The organism is Kitasatospora sp. NPDC034035 (assembly GCF_055575755.1).
The window spans coordinates 1-17,227 of sequence record NZ_JBVISA010000034.1; the positions used below are offsets into that span (position 1 = coordinate 1).

17 protein-coding genes and 1 pseudogene are annotated in these 17,227 nt (G+C 71.2%); 8 read left to right on the plus strand and 10 right to left on the minus strand.

Going from position 1 to position 17,227, the window contains the following annotated elements:
- Positions 1-838: 838 nt before the first annotated feature.
- Positions 839-1,663 (minus strand): SDR family NAD(P)-dependent oxidoreductase, encoded by an 825-nt coding sequence (locus tag ACZ52J_RS34385; protein ID WP_465624382.1) that lies wholly within the window; start codon positions 1,661-1,663, stop codon positions 839-841.
- Between the two features lie 168 nt (positions 1,664-1,831).
- Between ACZ52J_RS34385 and ACZ52J_RS34390 the strand changes: the two genes are divergently transcribed.
- Complete coding sequence (locus tag ACZ52J_RS34390) at positions 1,832-2,209, plus strand: molybdopterin cofactor-binding domain-containing protein (RefSeq protein ID WP_465624384.1); 378 nt, start codon at positions 1,832-1,834, stop codon at positions 2,207-2,209.
- Between the two features lie 41 nt (positions 2,210-2,250).
- On the opposite strand, the gene ACZ52J_RS34395 is transcribed toward ACZ52J_RS34390, so the two are convergent.
- The 3 genes from ACZ52J_RS34395 to ACZ52J_RS34405 all read right to left on the minus strand — a co-directional run bounded on the left by ACZ52J_RS34395 (position 2,251) and on the right by ACZ52J_RS34405 (position 4,496).
- Positions 2,251-2,472: a hypothetical protein gene (locus ACZ52J_RS34395; protein WP_465624386.1), complete on the minus strand. Its 222-nt coding sequence runs from the start codon at positions 2,470-2,472 to the stop codon at positions 2,251-2,253.
- On the minus strand, positions 2,469-4,214 hold the full coding sequence (locus ACZ52J_RS34400) for a DUF6895 family protein (protein ID WP_465624512.1): 1,746 nt from the start codon (positions 4,212-4,214) through the stop codon (positions 2,469-2,471). Before ACZ52J_RS34400 ends, ACZ52J_RS34395 begins: the two co-directional genes overlap by 4 nt.
- A gap of 84 nt (positions 4,215-4,298) precedes the next feature.
- Positions 4,299-4,496 (minus strand): hypothetical protein, encoded by a 198-nt coding sequence (locus ACZ52J_RS34405; RefSeq protein ID WP_465624388.1) that lies wholly within the window; start codon positions 4,494-4,496, stop codon positions 4,299-4,301.
- A gap of 345 nt (positions 4,497-4,841) precedes the next feature.
- Between ACZ52J_RS34405 and ACZ52J_RS34410 the strand changes: the two genes are divergently transcribed.
- Together ACZ52J_RS34410 and ACZ52J_RS34415 are read left to right on the plus strand one after the other, a co-directional pair.
- On the plus strand, positions 4,842-5,726 hold the full coding sequence (locus tag ACZ52J_RS34410; protein ID WP_465624390.1) for an FG-GAP repeat domain-containing protein: 885 nt from the start codon (positions 4,842-4,844) through the stop codon (positions 5,724-5,726).
- Positions 5,723-5,857: a hypothetical protein gene (locus ACZ52J_RS34415; RefSeq protein ID WP_465624392.1), complete on the plus strand. Its 135-nt coding sequence runs from the start codon at positions 5,723-5,725 to the stop codon at positions 5,855-5,857. Before ACZ52J_RS34410 ends, ACZ52J_RS34415 begins: the two co-directional genes overlap by 4 nt.
- A 359-nt stretch (positions 5,858-6,216) precedes the next feature.
- Here ACZ52J_RS34415 and ACZ52J_RS34420 read toward each other — a convergent pair whose 3' ends face one another.
- Both ACZ52J_RS34420 and ACZ52J_RS34425 read right to left on the minus strand, forming a co-directional pair.
- Complete coding sequence (locus ACZ52J_RS34420; RefSeq protein WP_465624394.1) at positions 6,217-6,486, minus strand: RICIN domain-containing protein; 270 nt, start codon at positions 6,484-6,486, stop codon at positions 6,217-6,219.
- A 170-nt stretch (positions 6,487-6,656) separates the two neighbouring features.
- Entirely contained in the window at positions 6,657-7,298 is a 642-nt protein-coding gene (locus tag ACZ52J_RS34425; RefSeq protein WP_465624396.1) for a hypothetical protein, read from the minus strand.
- Here ACZ52J_RS34425 and ACZ52J_RS34430 point away from each other — a divergent pair.
- Both ACZ52J_RS34430 and ACZ52J_RS34435 read left to right on the plus strand, forming a co-directional pair.
- Positions 7,285-7,647 carry a CAP domain-containing protein gene (locus tag ACZ52J_RS34430; protein ID WP_465624397.1) on the plus strand — a complete coding sequence of 121 codons (363 nt, stop codon included), beginning with the start codon at positions 7,285-7,287 and terminating at the stop codon, positions 7,645-7,647. The two genes, ACZ52J_RS34425 and ACZ52J_RS34430, sit on opposite strands and share 14 nt — an antisense overlap.
- A 292-nt stretch (positions 7,648-7,939) precedes the next feature.
- Complete coding sequence (locus ACZ52J_RS34435) at positions 7,940-8,293, plus strand: HEAT repeat domain-containing protein (RefSeq protein ID WP_465624399.1); 354 nt, start codon at positions 7,940-7,942, stop codon at positions 8,291-8,293.
- An 18-nt stretch (positions 8,294-8,311) separates the two neighbouring features.
- Here ACZ52J_RS34435 and ACZ52J_RS34440 read toward each other — a convergent pair whose 3' ends face one another.
- Both ACZ52J_RS34440 and ACZ52J_RS34445 read right to left on the minus strand, forming a co-directional pair.
- Positions 8,312-9,202, minus strand: coding sequence for an IS5 family transposase (locus ACZ52J_RS34440; protein WP_465624401.1), 891 nt, complete (start codon positions 9,200-9,202; stop codon positions 8,312-8,314).
- A gap of 112 nt (positions 9,203-9,314) precedes the next feature.
- On the minus strand, positions 9,315-10,220 hold the full coding sequence (locus ACZ52J_RS34445) for an alpha/beta fold hydrolase (protein ID WP_465624403.1): 906 nt from the start codon (positions 10,218-10,220) through the stop codon (positions 9,315-9,317).
- A gap of 73 nt (positions 10,221-10,293) precedes the next feature.
- Here ACZ52J_RS34445 and ACZ52J_RS34450 point away from each other — a divergent pair, with 73 nt between their 5' ends.
- The 3 genes and pseudogenes from ACZ52J_RS34450 (at position 10,294) to ACZ52J_RS34460 (ending at position 12,478) form a co-directional block, all read left to right on the plus strand.
- Positions 10,294-10,899: a TetR/AcrR family transcriptional regulator gene (locus ACZ52J_RS34450; protein WP_465624405.1), complete on the plus strand. Its 606-nt coding sequence runs from the start codon at positions 10,294-10,296 to the stop codon at positions 10,897-10,899.
- A gap of 145 nt (positions 10,900-11,044) precedes the next feature.
- Positions 11,045-11,200, plus strand: a pseudogene (locus tag ACZ52J_RS34455) (IS701 family transposase); the annotation flags it as partial.
- A 117-nt stretch (positions 11,201-11,317) separates the two neighbouring features.
- The gene (locus tag ACZ52J_RS34460) at positions 11,318-12,478 is read left to right on the plus strand and encodes an FHA domain-containing protein (RefSeq protein WP_465624407.1); all 1,161 of its coding nucleotides are present in this window, start codon (positions 11,318-11,320) and stop codon (positions 12,476-12,478) included.
- A 13-nt stretch (positions 12,479-12,491) separates the two neighbouring features.
- Here ACZ52J_RS34460 and ACZ52J_RS34465 read toward each other — a convergent pair whose 3' ends face one another.
- Positions 12,492-14,744: a protein kinase domain-containing protein gene (locus tag ACZ52J_RS34465; protein ID WP_465624409.1), complete on the minus strand. Its 2,253-nt coding sequence runs from the start codon at positions 14,742-14,744 to the stop codon at positions 12,492-12,494.
- Positions 14,745-14,799: 55 nt separating this feature from the next.
- Complete coding sequence (locus tag ACZ52J_RS34470; RefSeq protein WP_465624411.1) at positions 14,800-17,124, minus strand: protein kinase domain-containing protein; 2,325 nt, start codon at positions 17,122-17,124, stop codon at positions 14,800-14,802.
- Positions 17,125-17,227 lie beyond the last annotated feature (103 nt).

Sequence of the window (17,227 nt, forward strand, 5' to 3'; positions counted from 1 at the left end):
AGCACGTCCTACTTTCAGTAGGAAGAGTCCGTGCGACCCGGGCCTGGCGCTCCACCGTCGGGCGGGGTCCGGCACCTACATAGGTGCCGGACCCCGCCCGCGTTTACCGGCCGTTCGCGGATCAGGTCCGCGACGGCTGTCGGACGGATACCGACGATGCGGCGGGCATAGCTGCGCGGAGTGCCAGACCTTGACGGGCTCTTGTGAGCGAAGTGTCCCGCAGCGTCCCTCGCCCGGTGGCCGGGTTCCCGATCCCTACGCGTCGGACGGCCTCGATCTCCTGGGCGAACCGCTGCCGGAATCGCGCGTCCTCCGCGAGTTCCGGCCGGACCACCTTCACCGCGATGGTCAACCCGCCGGCGACCTGCCGAGGAACACCCTCCCCATCCCGCCGCCGCCCAGGCACGCCAGCAGGGGGTGCGGCCCGACCGCGCACGGATCGGCGACGGACAGCGGTTTCATCGACGGTCCCATCGGCAGGGTGCAGGTCACTGCCGGAAGTGACGTGATCCCACTAACTCACGTTCCGGGAAAGCGATCTGACGGGGAGAAGCGATCGACGACTGTGGGGCGCGCACGCGAACCCGTCCCGCCCGGAAGGGCAGGGCCGGACGGGAGCTCGCCGTCAGTTCCTGGAGGTTGACGACGTAGTGCCCCGGGGCCGCGTCCGGGGCCCGGTATCGGCTCCTGCTGTAGCCGCTCGTCTCGTACCCGCGATCAGGAGTCGACCCACCTCGCCGAGCAGGGGCTGACGCAGCCCGAGGACCGTCCACGACCACCTCTCCGATACCCTCGCCGAATTCCGGGCCACCAGCCGCGCCGAAGGCTGGGCCAGGGGTCAGCCGTCGGACTCACGCGGGTCGATGCGGTAGGCGAAGGGCAGGGTGCCCGGGTCCAGGGCGGTGGCGCCGCCGTCGACGGTGAGGGTCGCGCCGTTGACGAAGGAGGCGGCCGGGGACAGCAGCCAGGCGATGGCCTCGGCGACCTCGCGCGGGTCGGCTGGACGACCCGCCGGGAGCAGCCGGGTGGCTTCGGTGTAGGCCGCGCCCTCGCCGGCGTCGCCGTCGCCCAGCCGCGCCTCCTCGGCGAAGCGGGCCATCCGGCGGTCGGCCATCTCGGTGCGCACCCAGCTGGGGCACACCGTGTTGGCGCGCAGCCCGCTCGCGCCGTAGTCGACGGCCAGTGAGCTGCACAGCTGCAGCAGAGCCGCCTTGGAGGCGGCGTAGGCGGCGTTGCGCGTGCCGTTGCGCAGCGCCGAGACGGAGGCTACGGCGACGACGGCTCCGCGGGCCTTCAGCAGGTGCGGCAGGGCCGCGCGCATCGTCAGGAACGGGCCGGTGAGGTTGGTGCGCAGCACCAGGTCCCAGTCCTCGTCGGAGGTATCGCCGACGCCGCCGCCGCGGCCGACGCCCGCGTTGACCACCAGTCCGTCGAGGCGCCCGTAGGTGGCGACGGTGCTCTCCACGAGGTCGCGCACGGCGGCGGGGTCCGTCGTGTCGGCCGGGTGGGCCAGTGCGCCGGTCTGCCGGGCGACGCGTTCCAGCGGCTCGCTTCGCCGCCCGGAGACGACGACTTCGTGGCCGCCCTCCCGCAACAGCCTCGCGGTGGCCGCGCCGATTCCCGTGCCACCCCCGGTCACGATCACAACTCGCTGCTCCGTCACGGGCCTTCCCCTCCGATCGGCCACCAACCACCCCTGCTGTCCTAGCTGTATCACGAATCGACAATCGGCCGAGTGGTAGGGCGCGGAACAGGCCCCGACGCCGCCGAGGCCTGTCACCAGCACGCGGGCTGCCGGAGGGGCGTCGTCGACTACGACGTCATGCCGGCCGTGTTCGACCCCGAGGAGGCGATGGCCGAGGGGGTGCCGCAGCTGCACGGCACGGACGACCCCTTCGTCCGGGATCCGGTCCACATCCTGCTGGAGATCCATTCGCACATCGGTGACGTCGATGCCGGATTCGCCGACGCCGACGTGATCCACGAGGGCACGTACTCCTCCCCGCGCGTGCAGCACGCGCACCTGGAGACCCACGGCTCGATCGCCTGGATGGAGGACGGTCGCCTGAACGTGCGTACCAGTTCGCAGTCGCCTCCTCAGCAGCATCAAGTAGGTCACCCGCGACGGCGATTCCGGCAACACAACCTTCTGAACGGCCAACTCGGGCGCTCGACCGGGCACATGCGAATGCATTGCTCTCCCGCATGAGCCGGCCATCCCGGTCCCTGCTGTCGGCTGATCGGGGAGGTCTACTGGCAGCCGAGATCGGAGCCCGCGCCGCTGCCCAGGACCGACTGGAGGATCGCGTGCATGCCGATCTCTCCGGCGAGGTCGTCGGCCGAAGCCGCTTCCTGGCCTCCCAGACCGCCGACCGCCTGGAGATCCGCCGTCCCACCGACTGGCAGTACGTCCAGCGGGCGGAGCGCAGCGGAACCGCACCGGGCGGGCGTGGCGAGCGGTGGGGTGCTCACTCGTCGTACAGGTTGTACAGGTATGAAAGGGCGACGACGCAACTCCGGGTCCAGATGCGTTGCGCCGTCGCCCGCTCCTGGTGGTCGTCGCGCGCGGGGTAGCCGAAGGCGCCGGTGGGGTGCTGCTGGCAGAGCAGGAAGTCGGTTCCGTCGCGGGTGATCCGGTGATCGGCCCAGCCGAGCACCCCCAGCCCTTGAAGGAGCGCGGCGACCTCCTCGAGTCGGTAACTCCGGCAGGCGGTCGGCAGCGCGGCCGCGAACCGCTCCGCGACGGAATGCCAGGCGGAGGCGTCGTCGCCGAGGCGAAGCGGTTGGCCGTCGGCATACTGCGCCAAGGCCACGGCAGTGACCGCGGGCGCATGGTCCTCGGCCAGCAGGCTCGCGGGGTCCGTGGAGGCGAGGAGGGAGTCCGCCTGCTGCGCGGTGAGTCGGCCCAGGTCCTGAAGTCGCCGGACTCCGCCGGCGGCGGTCGTGGGAACGGCGGTGAGTCCGGTGAGCGCTCCTGCCGTGTCCGTCAGGAACCGGTCGAGGGAGTCGCAGGCCAATTCGCAGGCCGACAGGCCTCGCGCGCACTCGGCAACCGCGTCGACGCCCTGCTTCCCCCAGGCCACCGGTTGGGCGAGGGCGCTTTCGGCACATTGCACGAGATGCGTGAGAGTCCGGGCGGCGAGTTGAGGCTCCCCCACCGAGCGTGCGGCTCGCGAGGCCGCGCCCGCTGCCGGAACTGCGTCGTCGAAGGGCAACTCGAGAGCGTCGTCGGTCAGCCAGGCGATGGCACGCCGGATCGCAGCTTCAAGTCGTCCCTTGCCGGCGGACCGGGGAGGTGGGGGGCTCGGCCGCCGGATCACGGCTGCGTCGCGGGCGAGGTGGCCGGCCAGCGCTGCGACGATCGTGGTGTGGTAGCCGGTGGCCCAGCCTCGGTATTCCGCATCGCCGTTCTCGAGTTCCGGCGGGAGGACGCCCTCCGGCCCGGCGACCCGCCCGCTGGGTTCCTGTACATCGGCGAGAAACGCCCATGTCCGTTCCGTCTCGGGTGAGTCCCGGATCCCCAGGCACAGCAGGCAGCAGAGCAATTCGGCGACGAGGTCGGCGTTCTCCCTCTGGCGGCACAGAAGGCTGAGCGCCTCCAGCAGTTCCACGGCCTGCGGCAGATCGAATCCGGTGGGCCACCGGGGGACACGCCGACCGAAATCGGTGGCGTAGAACACAGTATGCGTGATCGCGTAAATATCGCCATCGCTCAGCTTCAGCACGGACGGATTCGCGCAGAGCAGGGAGAAAGACAGTACAGCGTCGGCCACCGGCATTCCGTGATCGATTCCGGCCAACTCCAGCGTGTGCAGCAGATCGAGCTGCCGGAAGGGAACTCGCTCGAAACAGGCCGCATAGCGCCCGGAGACCGCTTGGCCGATGAGGCGCTCGAATTCGCTGTCGCGCTGCCCGCACAGCCGCTGTGATGCATACGTGCCCGCATACAAGAGCAGGGCCCGCTCGTCGCGTGCGACGAGCTCACGGTACGAGGCTCGAGCCGCCACCGCGGTGACCTGGTCGAACAGCATCTGGTAGTCGGCGTCGTCGAAGGATCCGGACTCCGCCCGGGCGCGCAGTCCGACCAGCAACGCGACCTCGACGAGCGCCTTGCGGACGAACAGTACGCGCCCCTCATCGGCGGCGTCAGGGTCGAAGCGGGTGCGGTGCGCGGCCAGCCAGGAGACCGCTCCGTGTTCCACCATGCGCCACATGTCAGCCACAGCCGCCCCCTGATGAGTCGATTTCACCTGGCCTTGCTTTTCGCCTGGCGCGCCCCGGTACGGAGCGGTCCGAATCTAGGCCTGCGCAGATTCCTCGGCCACGGACGGGACGACGAGCACGTACTTGTCCCAGGCCAGTACATAGCCGGAGATTTCTCCGAGCGCGGTGGTCGCACTGACCAGCTGCTCCAGAGTGGTGTCCATGTTTATCAGCCGGCTGCTCTGGAGGAACGTGAGAGCGGCCCGGGCGTCAACAGCGGGGCAGTTGGTCATGGCGAACCTCCAGTGAGGGCGTGACTCCACGGGCTTCTATCCCGCGAAATACTTATTCTCGATAGTGTCAATGGTTTGCGGGGATGTCATCAGCGAATGCGCGGATTCACCCGAACGGGCCATCATGCATACAATATTCCAATTATCCTCGCTGGGCGGATTCACGGAGACCGCGTGCACGAAGACCGCCGGGCCTTCTTCGCCCCAGCCTGCCGCCAACTCGCGAGCTGCCGCTCGGGTGAGATGACCACCACTTCGTAGACCAACCCGGTCCAGAGCGCCCGCAAGTTCGACTACATCTTCAGCAGCAGTGCCGACTTCACCACGGCGCAGGCGGACACCGGCATGGTGACGGACGGCGGCCAGGACGTCAGCTACCAGGACCACTTGATGTACCGCGCCACGCTGAAATGGAGCCCCGACAGCCAGGCCCCGCCGGCCCCGCAGGTCTTCGACAGCCCGGCCACCGTCGGCTCCGCCAACACCTGGGCCAACGCCGTCAGCCGCACGGCCGGCGACTTCACCGGCAGCGGCGGCGCGGACATGGTGCTGCGCTACGCCAACGGCACCGTCATGCGCTACGGGCGCAAGAGCGACGGCAGCGTCGACGCCGGGCAGCAGCTGGTCTCCGGGAGCAACGGCTGGTACGACGCCGCGAGGGTGACCGCCGGCTACTTCAACGGGGACGGCCTCGCCGACCTACTGCTACGCGGCGTGGACGGCTCGGTCACCGTTTATCAGGGCACGGGCGGCGGCGGCTTCGCGGCGGGTTCGCAGATCACCGACGGCCGCGCCTGGTCCCCCTACCTGCACCAGCCGACCTTCAGTTGGAAGGCCGTCGAGGACATCACGGCGGGCGACTTCACCAAAGACGGCCAGGCCGACGTCGTCCTGCACCGGATCAACCAGTACGACTCCAAGACACCCGGTGGCGGCCAAACCGAGCTCCTCGCCTCAACCGGCAACACCCCACAGCTGTTCGGCGCGCCCAGCGTGCTCAAGTGGGCCTCGCCCGGTCGGTGGACCAACAACGCCGACACCCTGGTCGCGGATGTCGACGAGGACGGGAAGGCCGATCTGATCACCCGTCAGGACTGCGGGGCGACCCTCTACGGCGCCGTCTACGGCCGAGCCAGGGGTGGAAGACGTTCTACCGCTGGGCGGACGGCAGCCTGCTGGTCGACGGGAACGGCACGGCGAATCTGGCGAGCCCCATCGCCGCCACCGTGAGCGCCCCCACGGTCCGCCTCACTCTGCGCGCCTCGGACGACCGGGGCCGGGTCGCGTCCTTCCAGTACACACTGGACGACGGCGCAGCGGTCACCCTGGACGCCTTCCACAACACGCCGGACATCCAGTGACCGGGCTGGTCGGCGGGACGGCGCACATCCTCTCGGTGACCGCCGCGGACCCGTCCGGCAACCGCTCGGCCGCGACCACGTACAGCTTCACGGTCGCCTGACCGGGTAACCGACCCCGAGCACGCCCCGGACCAGGCAACTGGCCCGGGGCGTGCTCGCGTGCGGAGCCGATCTCGTCACGACGGACATCCAAGCTTGACTCGGCGGGCGGGATCGGCCTGGTGACTCCCTGAGCGACGGAGGTCGAGTTCGCGCTTCCGGGCGTCTGCGAACTCCGTAGGGTGCCGGCGGTGCAAGCGCAGCACCGCTCGGACAGCCCGGGCGCTCGATCATGGCGCGCCGTCGTCCGGGAAGCGGTTTCAGAAGTTGATCCGGGGCTGGAGCCCGGTCCAGGCCTGGTTGGCGCCGCCGTGGCAGGTCCACTGGCGGACGGGTGCGCCGTCGTCGGTGCGCCAGTCGGCGACCTCCAGGCACTTGCCGGTCGCCTGGTTGCGCAGTTCGAAGGCGGAGGTGTAGCGGGGGATCTGCTCGGCGTGGGCGGTGCCCGGGGCGGCCACCGGAAGGGCGGTGGCGAGGGCGAGCAGGGCGGCGTGGGTGCGGTGTCTCCGGGTGGGGGCGGGACCGGTCACGGCTGTCCTCCTGAGGTGCGATGGGTGGGCGCCGGGCCGGGAAGGCGAGGAGCCGGTGCCCGGACTCCCCGGCGGCGTCGAGGAGTTGGACCGCCGCGTCCTCGAAAGAGTTGTGCGGAGCCCGAGGGAGCGGAAGGGAGAGCATCCGGGTGGCGAAGACCACGGTTTCCTCAATAGGTGTTATCTCCGCCGAGCCCGGCGGTCTCCTGTGATGTCGGCGCAAGAGGCGTCGGCTGGTCGGGGTGGCGCGCGTGGTGGTACGGCGCGTAGTCGCTCCAAGCGGCCAGGAGAACCCAAGGAGCCTGTTTCATGCAGTCTGTTCGTCCAAGGCAGATGATTACCGCAGTCCTGGCCGCCGGAGTCATAGGCGCCGCGCTGAGCGCGTGCGGTCCGCAGAACGGCGGATCCGTCACGGACACGGCAGGTGCCGCCCCGGCGAAGGCGGCGGCGGCCGTCTCCTCCCCGTCGGCGTCCGCTTCCGCGGCCAGCCGGGAAACAACGCCGCCGCCCGCCCCGCCCGCACCGACCACCCCGGTGGCCACCAAGGACCCTTCCAGCCCGGCCACGGCGAAGACCTCGACCCAACCGCCGGGCCAGAACGGGACCCAGGCTCCGACCCAGGCCCAGACCCGGACCTCGACCGGAGCACCGGCCAAGGCCCAGCCGAACACGGACAGCGCGGCGTCGGGCAGGACCCCGGCGAACCCCGGCCACACGACATCCGCCCCGGCCCCGGCCCCGGCGAACCCCGACACCACCGGGCCGGACCGGACTGCGGGCAGCGCCGAGGCGCTCTCGTTGAAGCTGATCAACGAGGAGCGTGCCCGCAACGGTGTCCCGGCCCTCGTCGTCAAGAACGACCTGACGGAGTTCGCCGCGAACTGGGCCCGCCACATGCGCGAGACCGGGTTCGCCCACTCGGAGAACGCCTCCGGTGCCGGACCCAGCCTCACCGGCAGCCGGACGCTGACCGGAGAGTGCATCGTGATGTGGAGCGACGCCTCGCTCACCGGGGAACAAGCCGCCGAGCAGTTCCAGAAGATGTGGACCGAGTCCCCGGGGCACCACGCCGCTCAGATCAACCCCCGCTACACGCAGATCGGCGTCGGCCTCTACCACGACTCCAGCGGTTGGTGGGGCGTGCACGAGTTCGCGGGCTGACACGAGAACCGGCCACACCGAGCGCGGTCCGCGCTCATTGATTGTGACCAGGCACAGTGTGTCTGAGCTGGGGTTATCGGTTAGGCCGTGTCTGACAAATGATCATATGGCTTGCTCGTGAGGCCACGTTGTCCGCTGTCTGAAGGCCCAGCGGGTCGCTCGCTGCGACCGGGCCAGCCGCTCCCCAGGTTTGGGGAGCGGGATTCTGTTCCTGGCAGGATGGCCGGATGGACGACGACACCGCCCCGCCCCGGGCCGACGAGCTAGCCTTCGTGCGGCCGGCCCGTCGGCGGTGAGCGAGGCGCTGAAGCGGCTCGCCGCAGCCGCCCGCCACGACACCGCGGAGTTCGAGCAGGCTCTGTTCGGCCTTGCGCTACTGTGCGCGGAGACACCGGTTGAGGCTCTGGAACTACTTGTCTCGGCTACAGCGGCACAGGATCCGATGTTCAGGCGCGCAGGGATCGAGGGCCTCGGCATCTTCGGCCCCGACGCCGTGGCACACGCGCCGATCATCGCCAGCGCCCTCTCCGACCCGGATCCCGAGGTGCGTGAGGCAGCGCAGGTTTCTCTCAAAGCCGTGCTCAGACGGAACGAGCCCGACGAGGAAATCCGCGCTGCCGTTCGCCGAGCGGCCGAACAACGGTAGCCGGGAGACGCCAGGTGATTACCCGACTGGTTCCCGGAGCCAGAGGATCAGCGAGGCCAGGACGACTCCGGCACGGTAGCGGTCGGCGAGTTTGTCGAAGCGGGTGGCGATCGCGCGGAACTGCTTGAGGCGGGCGAAGCATCGTTCGACCACGTTGCGTTCGCGGTAGATCTCCTTGTAGAAGGTAGGTGGTCGGCCACCGAGGGCTCCACGCCGCCGGCGGTGGGCCTCTTGGTCGCGGCGCTCGGGGATGGTGGCAGCGATACCCCGGCGTCGGAGCAGGTGGCGGATCGCCTTGCTGGAGTAGGCCTTGTCGCCCAGTACTCGGTCCGGTGTCGTGCGCGGACGGCCGGCGCCGGGGCGCGGGATCCGGATGGCGTCAAGGACCTGGCCGAACGCGGTGGCGTCGTTGGCGTTGCCCGGGGTGAGCACGATCGAGAGGGGCAGGCCGCGGCCGTCGACGGCCAGGTGGAGTTTGGTGGTCAGTCCGCCTCGGGACCGGCCTAGGGCCTGGCGGGTCTGTGAGCGGCCCGGATCTTCCAGTTTGTCCCCGTCTGCGGCCCCTTTTTTCGGGCGCCGGCCGCGTGCTGATGGGCCCGGTTGATCATGGAGTCGACGGCGGCAGTCCACTCGATCCGGCCCACCGCGTCGTCTCGGACCTGGACGTGTTCGAGGAGCCTTCGCCCAGGTCCCGTCCGATTCCCAGCGCGCGAACCGCTCGTAGACGGTCTGCCATGGCCCATAGCGTTCAGGGAGGTCCCGCCAGGGCGCCCCGGTTTGCAACCGCCACAGAACCCCGTTGACCACCTGCCGATGGTCACGCCACGGGCGGCCACGTCCGTCCACCTGCGGCAACAGGGGTTCTATGCGTCCCCACGCCGCGTCCGTCAACTCACCTCGACCTGCCACAAGATCAATTGTCAGACACGGCCTAGTACTCCAGTGTGGTTTTGCGATCTCGTGCCCGAAGCGGGTTGTGGCTGAGTGCGCTTACTGTCACCAGGGGAAGCGGCAGGTGGCGTTACTCGCTCCGGGTGGGCTCGGGCTGGAGTGCGGTGACGAACTGCAGGAGGCGTTCGTTGACCAGCTCGGGACGCTCCAGGTTGAGGCCGTGGCCGGCCCGCTGAACGATCTCGGCCTGAACATTCGGGATCAGCGCGGTGACCCGCTTCAGAACATGGTGCGGCCGGAGCAGGGCGCTTCGGCGTCCGAGCAGGACGAGGGCGGGCAGCTGGATCGAGCTCAGTTCCTCGTCGGTGAACGGTCGGGCCGCGGGACGGGTGTTCGGCTTATAGGTCCGCATGCCCAGCATCAGCGGAGCGATCATCTGGGGCGGTGAGCTGAGGGCGGGGTTGGCGAGCAGGCGCCCCAGGGCGGGTCGGAACGGGCGCGGGGCGAGCATTCCGAACAGCCCGCCGATCATGTGGGCGTAGAACCGCGCGGGGACCTTCTCGATCCCGCCCGGGTCCAGCGGGGCGATGGACGCGAGGCGCTCGGGTCCGTGAATGCCCTGGTTGAGGGCCAGCCATCCGCCGTAGGAGAGGCCGACCAGGTGGACGCGCTGCAGCCCGAGTCCGGCGAGGACCTCGCCGAGCCAGGCCGCGTTCTCCTCGGGGCCGCCCGCGACGGCGCGTTGCACGCTGCGGCCGGGATCGTCGAGGGTGTCGATCGCGTAGACCGGGTGGTTCTCGCCCAGGGCGGCGATCTGCGGGTACCAGTTGGAGGCGTGTCCGGCGTGGCCGTGCAGGAGCACGATCGGCTCGCCGGTCCGGGCCCCGTAGCGGTGGACGTGGACGGTGCCGTAGCCGGTTTCGACGTCCAGTTCTTCGCGCGGGCCCGGCCACAGCTCCATGGCACGGTCGTACGCCTCAAGGAACTTCCCGCGGGCTTCCTCGCTGACGAAACGTCCGACGCTCGTCCTGGTCATGGTCCCTCCCGACACGCGAAACAGCAGGACTTGATGGTATGTTTGTACCATAAAAACGTTCGGAGGGAACCCGATGCCGAAGCTGGTGGACCACGAGGAGCGACGGGCCCAGATCATCGACGCCCTGCTCCGCGCGGCGGCGGACACCGGGCTGCACGCCGTCACCATGCGGTCCGTCGCCATCGAGGCGGGCATCTCGGTGCGGCTCGTGCAGTACTACTTCGACACCAAGGAGCAGCTGCTGCTCGCCGCGATCAACCGCCTGACGGCGCGCATGGGCGAGCGGGTCCGCGACCGGGTGAGGACCGCCGGCTCCTCGCCGGCTCCGCGCGCCATCGTCGAAGCGGTCCTGCTCGAAGCCGTGCCCACCGACGAGGAGAGCCGGATCTTCCACCTCGTCCACACCGAGTACGCGGTGCTCTCCATCACCGATCCCGCCCTCGGCGGCCAGCCGTTCCTCGCGGCACCCAACGAGATGGAAGGGTTCCTGATCAGCCAGCTCGCAGCCGCCCAACAGGCCGGGGACGCCGATCCGCACCTGGACGCCCGTCAGGAGGCCGTCGTCCTCCTGTCCGTCTCTGCCGGCCTCGGCCTGAGCGTCCTGCTCGGCCAGCGCACGGCGGACGACGCGACTGCCGTTCTGCGCTACCACCTCGGTCGACTCTTTCCCGGTTCGTGAGCCTCCACAGGGCTGCGTCAGGCCGCCGACCGACCGCTGGTGCCATGCATGGCAATCACGGGTTGTGTGGACTCCTGAAGATCGCGCGATTGCCGCGGGTCATGGCATGGACGCCGGCCGCCGGCGGGCGATGTTCGACCAGACCATGGCCCGGATCGCGGGCCGGTTCAAGCGGGTGGAGCCGCGGGCCACCGCCCGTGCCTTTGTGCTCGCTCTGCTGTCGGGCGTCGAGCTGAAGAACTGCTGGCGTTTGGCAGAGCAGGCCGGTCATTCCCGCCCCGGGCCGATGCAGCGACTGCTTCTATCCCGGCCCCGACTTCCGCTCGGGCTCTGCGAAACGGGAGGACCGGCGGCTACCATCCCGGTCGAGGCGTGGAGTCCCACGCTGTCGGGGTGGGACGGGGAGTAGGGGGAAGGCGTGCGCAACGCGCCCGGTGTCGTCATCGATGTCTCCAATGTGTGCTGGTCCGGGAAACTCCCCCCGCTGGGACGCCAGCACCCCTTGCTCAAGCGGCTGTTCCTGGTCCGCGACGCCTGGCGGGAGCAGTTCGGTTCGAAGGCCCCGGTGGACCTCGTCGCGGACAACTCTCTGGTGCATTCGCTGCCGCCGGACGACGGCGCGCGGCTGCTCCGGCTGCGGCAGAACCCCCGGAGGGAGGGTTTCGCTGATGTCCGGTTCGTGTCCTACGCCGACCCGGTGTTCCTGCGGCTGGCGCGAGAGCGGGGCCGACACGTGATCAGCTCGGACCTCTTCACCGACCTGCGGCGCAGGGAGCCCTGGGTGGAGCAGCAGCCCGACCGCATCCTCGCCTGGACCACGGGAGCGGATCGGCGGGTGCGCCTGCACCGGAGCGGCATCGTGCCGGCGCCCGGGTACCGGGTGTCCCAGGCGATCGAGTTCAAGGATCTCAAGCACCTTCAGCGCCTTGATCCGGAGCACAGCGACCACAAGCGCGTCCTGCGGAGCCACTGGCGGTGCACGGCACTCGGTTGCGACACCGCGATGAGGTGGCCGGACGGGCTGCTGGGCTGGCCCTCCGTCAGCCGCACTACTGCCCGCGCCGTCTGCACGTGCGGCGCACTGCTGGAGGAGCTCGGGCCGCGCGGCACGACCCGGAGTTTCGTCGTCTCGGACGCGACGGCCCCGGACCTGCCGGGCGGGCTGTCGGCCGGCGAGTTCCTGCGCTTCCCGGTCAGCGTGGGCGACGCGGTGCAACTCGGGCGCGGCACGCTGCGCCACGGCATCAACCTGGGCGCGGAGGAGCTCGACCCGCCGCCCGGCGTCAAGCGGGTCAGCCGGGTCCATCTGCTCATCTCGATGGAGGAGAAGCCGGGCGGCGGCAACCCGCAGGCCTACGCGGTGGACCTCGGCTCGGGCAACGGCACGGTGGTGGTGCGCGGCTCCGGTCCGGCGCGTCGGATCGAGCCGGGCGAGCGGGTGGCGTTCGGCGAGGCCGACCGGCTGGTGCTCGGGGACACCGTGGCGCTGCGCATGTCCGGGAAGCGGTACTTCAACGCGGAGCAGGCCCTGCCGCCGGAACTCGGGGACGGCGGCGGCGGCCGGACCTCCTTGGGCTGAGACGGCCCGGGTCTCACTGCGGCGCGTAGCCGGACAGGACTGTCCCGTCGGCGAAGCCCGCGTACATCAGACCGTCGGACAGGATGGCGGAGGGCTGACCCGCCGAGACGCCCAGGTCGTTGCGACTACCGGGCCAGTCCGGGAACGAGACGGGCCTCGTTACCGCGTTCGCTCCCTGCGTCAGGTCGATGCTCCCGGGAGAGGCGACCGTCAGCTCGACGGCCTTGTCGCCCGCCAGCAGCAGTGCCGTCGTCTTGCTGGTCCGGTCCTCCGGGAGTTGGTGGCTCCAGAGCTTGCGGCCGGTGGCGAGGTCCACGGCCGAGTGGGCGCCGGGGGTCATCCCGTCGGCGACCAGCAGGCCCTTGGCGCCCAGCGCCAGGTGTGGGCCCGCGCCGGTCAGCAGGGTGCGGCCGCCGTCCAGGTGCTGGGCGTCGAATGCCGAGACCTTGCCCTCCCCGGTGTCGGCGCAGACCACCCACTGTCCGTACCCGTGGAGGACGGTACAGACGGCGGCGGTGGAGCCGGTGATGGTGCCGCCCGTGGTCTCCAGCATGACCAGGCGCTGGTCCGACATCGCGTACAGTCGTCCGTCGAGGGCGATCGGCAGGGTACCCGCGGAGTCGAGCGGTGTCGTCCACAGCTCCCGTCCGTCGTCGGTTGCGTTCGCCCGCAACTCGCTGTGGTCCGCCGCGCCGCTGCCGCCGACATGCGGGCTGGTCGGGTCGACGAGGTCGGTGACGAGGGTCTTGCCGACGAGCACCACACCGACGGCGGTCCGGCCGTCCCGGGCAGGCTTCTCCCAGCGGACGGTGTGGTCGCGCAGCCGGATCGCACGGGTGTAGCTGCCGTCGGTGGTGTAGGCGTTGCCGTCGGCCAGGACCGGGGCCCGGACGGTCGCATCGCCGAGCCGGCCCTTCAGCGGCACCTTGGGATCGAGGCTCCAGCGGGTCGTGCCGTTGTCGGCGTCGAGCGCGATCAGCCCGCCGTCGGAGCGCGAGCACACGTACAGGCCCTCGCCCAGGGCGCAGCCGGCGAGGCGGACGCCCAGCTCCTTGTGCCACGGTGCCCAACTCGTCCGGATCGAAGCGGTGTCGAGTGCCGCGCTGCCGAACTCGCCGCTGGCCCCGGCATCTCCGTCGGCCATGGCGGCGGGGAGTGCCTCGGGGCGCGGGGTCGGGCCTGAACTGGCTCCGGTGGGCGCGGGGTTGACGGACGGGGGCGCCCCGGTGTCGGAGGTGTCGGCCGGCCACCGGGGGACGAGAAGCACCCCGAGCACGCTCAGCACCACCCCCAGCACCGCCGCGCCCACCAGTGGGCCCCGGCGTCGGCGTGACGGTGCCCGCGGGGCGGCGGGTACGGGCGTCAGAGGCAGCGCCGCCAGGTGGGCGGCGTCCTGCTCGTAGCGCGCGCACAGCTCCGCGACCGCCGGGGGCCAGCCGCGCGCGGCCGGCTCCGCGCCGAGCAGCGCGGTCAGTTCGGCGAGGTCCGGGCGGTCCTGCGGACGCAGTCGCAGGCACTCGGCGAGGACGCCGCGCAGGCCGGCGGGCACCCGGGACAGGTCGGCCTCGGCCTGGCCGATCCGGTGCAGTACCGCGAGCGCCTGGCCGCCGTCGAAGGGGCCGCGCCCGCAGGAGGCGTATGCGAGCACCGCGGCGAGGCAGAAGACGTCCGAGGCGGGGCCGATCCGGGTCGCGCCGTCGAGGTGCTCGGGCGACATGTAGCCCGGGGTGCCGATCACCTTGCCCATCGAGGTCAGTACGGTGCCGTTCAGGCGCTTCGCGATGCCGAAGTCGATCAGCCGTGGGCCGGCGGAGGACAGCAGCACGTTGCCGGGCTTGATATCCCGGTGCAGCAGGCCTTGGGCGTGGACGGCGCCCAGTTCCCCGGCGAGGTCTGTACCGAGCGCGCGTACGGTCTGCTCGTCCAGCGGACCGGTCGCCTCCACCGCCTCGGCGAGCGTCGGGCCGGGGATGAACTCCGAGGCCAGCCAGCGTGGTTCGGCGCTCGGGTCGCAGCCGAGCAGGGTGCCGGGGAGGGCCGCGGAGACCGCGCGTGCGGAGTCGATCTCGCGACGGAACCGGGCTCGGAGTTCGTCGTCCGGTATCCGCTCCGGGTGCAGGGTCTTGACGGCGACCAGGCTGCCCGGGCCCGCCGCTTCGGGGCTGCGGGCGAGATAGACCTCGCCCATGCCGCCCGCGCCCAGCCGGGCGAGGGTCAGGTACGGTCCGATCAGGCGCCGGCTGTCCGGGGGCAGCGGCTGCAGCACGGCGAACTCCGTTCGTCGGGGCGGGTCATGACATCCCGGTGCGGCCTGGCCAGGGTCACTGTGGGGCCTCGACGGCGTGTACCGCGCCGTCTGCGCCGACGGCGATCAGGATCCCGTCCAGGGCGAGCACCCGGGGGTGTCCGTACTCGGCGAAGGAGGAGAGCGTCGCGTGCGGGCCGGGCGACCCGGCGGGCTTCGCCAGGTCGACCGTGGTGGGTGCCGGTGCCGCGCCGCCCTCCGGGTTCGCCGGGACGATCAGCAGCCGGGCATCGGTCATGGTGACGGCCTTCGTACCGAGCAGGATCGGCCGGGCAGCGGTCGGGTACACCGTGGAGTCTCCGCCGCGCGGCTTGTCGACGGCGAGGCGCCAGCGCTGGGCTCCGGTGGCGGCGTCGATGGCGGACATCGAGCCGTCCGACGCGTTCTGGGCGGTGATCACCGTGCCGTCGGTCGCGGTGATCACCGTCTTCTGGTCGTGGAGTCGCTGGTTGTCCCCGCTGATGTCCTTCGACCCGGCGAAGTCCCTGGCTCCGGCGGTCACCAGCCCGCCGTCGGCGGTCCGGCACAGCACGGTCGTGCCGGTCACGGCCAGTGGGCCGCAGGCGCCCGGCATTGTCGCGATCGGTGCGCCAGTATCCTCGTCGAAGGAGGCGAGCCCGTCGGAGGTGGCGGCGTAGACGGTGTGGCCGTCGCCCGCCACGGGGCCGTATCTGAGGTGGAGCTTGACGGTGGTCGGGCCGTTGCGGCCCAGCGGGCGGCTCCAGGTGGGCTGCCCGCCGTCGAAGGTCGAGGCGTCCAGGGTGAACTCGCAGCCGATCTCCTCGCCTCGGTGGCACAGCGACAGGAGGAGCCGGTCCCCGTCCGCGAGCGGCTCGGTGGCGAGACCTACGTCCTTGCCGAAGGGGGTGGTCGACAGGACGCGCCCGCCGGTGAGGTCCTGGACTCGCAGCGCACCGTCGGCGTCCCGGCTGGCGACGCGGTTGCCGTTGATCGCCGGGTCGTCGCCGTCGTCGGGGATGAGGCGCAGGCCGTTGTTGGTCGTCGGCTGGTCCGGTGCGCCGGGATCCTTCGGGAGGTCCACGCGCCAGCGCTCGTGGCCGGTGGCGGTGTCGAGGGCCTGGAGGCTGCCGTCCACCAGGCGGCATACCAGGGTGCCGGCACCGAGCGAGCAGCCGGTCGGCTGGTCGGTCAGGTAGGCGGCCCAGGGTTGGAATCCGCTCGGCGGCCGGGTCTGCGCCGTGGTGAAGACCGCGTTGTGGCCTGGCCCGCCCTGCTCGGTGACACCCGTGAGCGTCGCGGCAGCCGGGGGTGCCTTGGTGGCGGCCACCGACGGGGTGGGCTGCCCGTCGGCCGGTGACCCGCTGCCGACTCCGAAGTGCAGGACGGCTGCTGTCCCGGCCGCCGCCAGGACGAAGGCGCTCGCAGCGGCGATCACGAGGAGGCTGCGGCGCCTCGCCGGACGGCCGGCCCCGGTGGACGCCGCGGCATTCGTCGGGCGGGGCGGCGGCGCAAGGGCCGCGGCCTGCGCCGAGGCGCTGCTCTCCGCGATCATCCGGGTGATCTCCGCCGGCCAGCCCGTGGCCGGGTCGGGACACTGCAGCGCCTGCGCCAGCTCGGCCGGGGTGGGGCGGTCGGCCGGCTCCCGGAGCAGGCAGGCCGCCACGATCCCGCGCAACTCGACCGGTACGGCGCCCAGTTCGGTCTCGGCACGGGCCGTCCGGTGCAGCAGCACGGCGGGCTCGGCCTCCCCGAACGGGCCCCGCCCGGTGGCGGCGTACACCAGGACCGCACCCAACGAGAACACGTCCGAGGCCGATACGGCCTGCCCGGCGTCCAGGACCTGCTCGGGAGCCATGTACCCGAGCGAGCCCAGCATCGTCCCGCCGGACACGGCCGTCTCCTCATCGGCGGCGCGGGCGATGCCGAAGTCGATGAGCTTGGGGCCGGTGGCGGACAGCAGGACGTTGCCGGGCTTCAGATCGCGGTGCAACAGTCCCTTGCCGTGCACGTCGGACAGCGCCGCCGCCAGCCGGACCCCGATCCCCGCGACTACCGCGACGGGCAGCGGACCGCAACCGGCCACCGCCCGGTCGAGCGTCGGCCCGGCCACGAACTCGCTCGCCAGCCACGGCACTTCGGCATCGGCCGAGCCGCCGAGGAGCCGGGCCACCCAGGGGCTCTCGACCGTGCGCAGCGCCTCGATTTCGTGCCGGAAGCGGTTTCCCACGTCGGGGTTGTCCAGCAGCTCCGGGCGGATCGTCTTCACCGCGGCGAGCGTGCCGTCCTCAGCCCGTCCCAACAGCACCTGGCCCATGCCCCCGGCGCCCAGCCGTCCGACGATGCGGTAGGGCCCGATCCGATCTCCCTGCGCAGCCGCCACCCCGACCCCTCCGTGTCCCCCGACCCCGGCCGCCACGTCGGCGGGCAAGGCGATGATTCCACAGCGTGACGGAAACGCGTCAGGTTTCGCGGACACAGGCGTG

What these genes read in the sequence shown, in the direction of transcription:
- ACZ52J_RS34410 (WP_465624390.1), top strand. Translation starts at nt 4,842, where the DNA reads ATGGTGACGGACGGCGGCCAGGACGTCAGCTACCAGGACCACTTGATG.
- ACZ52J_RS34400 (WP_465624512.1), bottom strand. Translation starts at nt 4,214, where the DNA reads ATGTGGCGCATGGTGGAACACGGAGCGGTCTCCTGGCTGGCCGCGCAC.
- ACZ52J_RS34445 (WP_465624403.1), bottom strand. Translation starts at nt 10,220, where the DNA reads ATGACCAGGACGAGCGTCGGACGTTTCGTCAGCGAGGAAGCCCGCGGG.
- ACZ52J_RS34450 (WP_465624405.1), top strand. Translation starts at nt 10,294, where the DNA reads ATGCCGAAGCTGGTGGACCACGAGGAGCGACGGGCCCAGATCATCGAC.
- ACZ52J_RS34405 (WP_465624388.1), bottom strand. Translation starts at nt 4,496, where the DNA reads ATGACCAACTGCCCCGCTGTTGACGCCCGGGCCGCTCTCACGTTCCTC.